3 protein-coding genes and 1 pseudogene are annotated in these 4,158 nt (G+C 44.8%); 2 read left to right on the forward strand and 2 right to left on the reverse strand.

From position 1 onward, the window contains the following. Window positions 1-324: 324 nt before the first annotated feature. Together IM500_RS16335 and IM500_RS16340 are read right to left on the reverse strand one after the other, a co-directional pair. Entirely contained in the window at window positions 325-846 is a 522-nt protein-coding gene (locus IM500_RS16335) for an SH3 domain-containing protein (protein ID WP_287739007.1), read from the reverse strand. A 12-nt stretch (window positions 847-858) separates the two neighbouring features. Further along, on the reverse strand, window positions 859-2,364 hold the full coding sequence (locus IM500_RS16340) for a Ycf46 family AAA ATPase (RefSeq protein ID WP_287739009.1): 1,506 nt from the start codon (window positions 2,362-2,364) through the stop codon (window positions 859-861). 568 nt (window positions 2,365-2,932) lie between these two features. Here IM500_RS16340 and IM500_RS16345 point away from each other — a divergent pair. Beyond that, a complete protein-coding gene (locus IM500_RS16345; RefSeq protein ID WP_287739011.1) occupies window positions 2,933-3,901 on the forward strand; it encodes a DUF4351 domain-containing protein in 969 nt (322 codons plus the stop codon). 39 nt (window positions 3,902-3,940) lie between these two features. Then, window positions 3,941-4,158: pseudogene (locus tag IM500_RS16350) on the forward strand (hypothetical protein); the annotation flags it as partial.

Below are 4,158 nucleotides of genomic sequence, written 5' to 3' on the forward strand. Positions count from 1 at the left end.
TCAAAATCTTGCACCTGTTTCGCTCGTAAAGCCCCAAAACCCTTACTTTGCCTACATTTCACATTTATTCAGCCAGCCCTAGGGCTGGCTGAATAAATCTAAAAACATTGTTCGATAATACTTTGAGACCTTTTTGAAATCCAAAAGTACCAGCCATTGGAGTGAGCGGGGGGAAAATTCCTGGACTTTTTCCCTGAAAATTAGGTAATTGACCACCTGAAAATGGGTAAAACCCTACACCCTACACCCAGCCCCCCCGATGTCGGGGGGGTTGGGGGGGCCACACCCTGCCCCCACCGAAAAACTTTTTGCCGCAAACCCTATTTACTGGACTCTGGAAATATTACCTGCTTTAATCCAACCTTCGCGACCATCGGACAGACGCACGCGCTGCCATTGGCCATCGCTGCTGGTTCCCACCACACTGACTTTAGTATTGTAATCGAGACCACCGAGACGAGTCGATTCACTGGTAGGTTGAGAGCGCAGACTTAAACCGCTTTGCCATGTCACCCGCGCTTGATAACCCTCGGATGTGGTTTCTTTTTTTCTTGCTTCGGGACTGGGTTTCGGGGCAGCCTTTGGTGCTGGTGCAGCTGTGGGAGACTCTTTCACCTCAGCTTGGGGTTGTTCTTGGACCGGAGTAGTAGGGATGGGAGAAGGTTTGACGGCGGCTTTTTCCTCCTTAGTTTCCTCTTTTTTCTCCTCGGTAAAGACGGGTTTAGGAGGATTAGAATTCATACCGGAGAGAAGCATATAGGCGACAGCAGTAGCCCCACCGACCAAAATCGCCACTCCCATGACAAAACCGAGCATAAATTGCAATAAACCAGATAAACGCTTCATATTGGTGCTAAATTAACTGTTAGGATTAACATTAAAACGATCATCGCGAGAGGCTAAACGAGCTTTACCGGACTTAGCCCAATCCTGTAGAAATTGAATCTGTTCTTGGGCAGTCCGAGCTAGGGGGATAATCTGACTAGCGGCCTCAAGCACATCATCGGTGCTAAAGTCGCGATTTTGACTAAAACCGATGTGCATCGCTTCCACGATGGTTTGTTCGATTTCTGCCCCCGAAAAATCGGGAGTTTCGTAGGCTAGTCGCTTTATATCATAACTTTTTAGATTATGGGGCCGGACTTTCCCTAAATGAACGCTAAAAATCTCCTCGCGGGACTTTTGGCTAGGTAGTCCGACAAAAAATATCTCATCGAAGCGTCCTTTTCGCAACATTTCCGGGGGCAGAGATTGGATGTTATTAGCTGTAGCGACGACAAAAACCGGCGATTGTTTCTCGGCTAACCAAGTGATAAACGTCCCGAAAACCCGCCCGGTGGTTCCCCCGTCGCCTTTTCCCTCCGCTCCGGCGAAAGCTTTATCGATTTCGTCTATCCACAGCACACAGGGAGCCAAAGCTTCGGCGAGATTAATCATCTGACGGGTACGCGATTCCGATTCTCCCACCAATCCGCCAAATAAACGCCCCACGTCTAGACGCAGCAGCGGTAAGTGCCAATGATGGGAAATAGCTTTCGCTGTCAGGGATTTACCCGTCCCTTGAATTCCCACCAAGAGTAAACCCCGGGGATTGGGTAAACCGTAGGCGCGGGCGCGTTCACTAAAGGCCCCACCGCGACGAATCAGCCAATCTTTGAGATTATCTAGGCCGCCGATGTCAGAAATCTGCTCTGTGGCGGGATAAAAGTCCAATATCTGGGTTTGACGAATCGATTGGCGTTTTTCTGCCAAAATTAATTCCACGTCCTCTGGCTCAATTTTGCCGTGACTGGCTAAACATTTGGCTAAAACCCGACGAATTCTCTCTAGGGATAATCCTTGGGCAGAAAGCACTAATTCATCGAGGAGTGGTTCTTTGACGGGTTGTCCGGTGGCAGCGATTAATCGCTGAATTTCCTGTTTAATTTCTTCGCCACTGGGGAGGGGAAAATCGACGACGGTGATTACTTCGGTTAGATCCGAGGGGATAGACAGTTCGGGAGCGACGATAATTAGGTTTTTGGGCTGAGATTTCAGAGAACGGGCCAGATTTCGCAATTTTCTGGCGATGGAAATATCTTCTAAAAAGCGCTGGAAATCGCGTAAAATTATGATCGCGGCGATGTTAGTCGGCAGCTTTTCGACGAATTCAAGAGCTTGCAGGGGATTACGCCGAGCCAAGTTCTCATTATTGGGATTATCTTGATAACCATCCACAAAATCCCAGACATAGACAGCACGGTTATGGCTCTGTTTGGCAATATCGGCGATCGCTTTTTCGAGACGTTCCTCTTCTAAGGTGGTAACATAGATGAGAGGATAGCGCGCCCGCAGCAGTAATTCAAATTCTTCACCAAAGCTCATAGCTATTCGTCTATAGTTTTTGCTATTTAGGGCTTGCTGAATAAATCTAAAAACCTTGCTGGATAAGACTTTTAGACTTTTTGTCAATCCAAAAGTACCGGACCTGGGAGTGAGCGGGGGGAAAATTCAGGTACTTTTTCCCTGAAAATTAGGTAATTGACCAGATGAAAATCGGTAAAACCCTACACCCCACACCCCACACCCGTTCGGACTTCGGCGTGAGACTTCGGACGTTCGGCGAGCTCAGTCGAGCCGCGTGAGCTCAGTCGAACGCTCGGTCGAACGCTGAGCTCACGGCCGAAGCCCACACCCTGCCCCCACGAAAAACTTTTTCAGCAAACCCTATTTATATCGTCATCACAAAATATAGCAGTTAGCCGTCTCTTGGATATTTTAGTACAAATGCTCGAAGTTTCTCTCCGGATATCCCTGTTCTGGTGTAGTCTTAACAAGTAGTTTACTGCATTCCTCCTCAAGATGAAGTGTAACCTAATTTTGATATCTACGACGAGAGACCGACTCCTCAAAACAAAAACTTTCTACCTCACTATTAGGATAACTGCTATGTATGAATAATGTTATTGACCATGATCGTTTATTTAAGGAATTAATTGCGACTTTTTTTGTTGAATTTATTCAGTTGTTTTTTCCTGAGATTATTAATTATTTAGAACCTAATCAGATCACATTTTTAGACAAAGAAGTCTTTACCGATGTCACGGAAGGAGAAAAGTATGAAAGTGATTTAGTCGCCCAAGTGCAATTTCGAGGACAATCATCATTTTTCTTAATTCATCTAGAAGCACAGTCTAGCTCTCAACCGGAATTTAATCGGCGAATGTTTACTTATTTCGCTCGTCTGCATCAAAAATTTGCCTTACCAGTTTATCCGATTGTCATATTCTCCTATGATCGTCCGCAAAAAGAAGCAATTCGTCAATACAAAATTGAGTTTCCTGACCTAAAAGTGTTAGAATTTAACTATCAAGTTGTCCAGTTAAATCGCTTGCATTGGCGAGATTTTCTCAATCAAGCTAATCCCGTCGCCGCCGCTTTGATGGCCAAGATGAAAATTGCCCCTCGGGATAGAGCAAAAGTTAAGGCACAATGTCTAAGATTATTGGTAACATTAAGATTAGATGCTGCTAGAATGCAATTGATTTCAGGCTTTGTCGATACCTATCTCAATCTCAACTCGTCCGAGGAGATAGAATTTCAACAGGAGATTAGCACATTTATTCAACCCGAACAGGAGGGAGTTATGCAGATTACCACCAGTTGGATGCGCCGCGGTTTAGAACAGGGTTTAGAACAGGGTTTAGAACAGGGTTTAGAACAGGGTTTAGAACAGGGTTTAGCAAGAGAAAGAAATCTAATTGTTCGTCTGATTAAACGTAAGTTAGGAGCTATTGATGTGGATATAGAGAGTCGGATTATGACCTTGAATATTGATGATCTGGAACGAGTGGGGGAAGCTTTATTGGATTTTTCGACAGGGGAGGATTTAACTAATTGGTTAAATGCTTTAGACGCTTAGTATTTTTCTCTTAAACTTCACAGAAGGCTAGGTATGTTTATGAGTATAACTTTTGAAAATGCTATCCGACAAACTCAAGATTTACTAAGTCAAATTGAGTTTTTAGATACCGATACAATCACTCAGAAACTTACTGATGTCGCTCGGTATAGAGCAAAAGTTATAGAATTTCAACAGGAGATTAGCACATTTATTCAACCCGAACAGGAGGGAGTTATGCAGATTACCACCAGTTGGATGCGCTGCGGTTTAGAACA

The sequence above is a fragment of the Microcystis sp. M179S2 genome (genome assembly GCF_020245805.1).
GTDB lineage: Bacteria > Cyanobacteriota > Cyanobacteriia > Cyanobacteriales > Microcystaceae > Microcystis > Microcystis aeruginosa.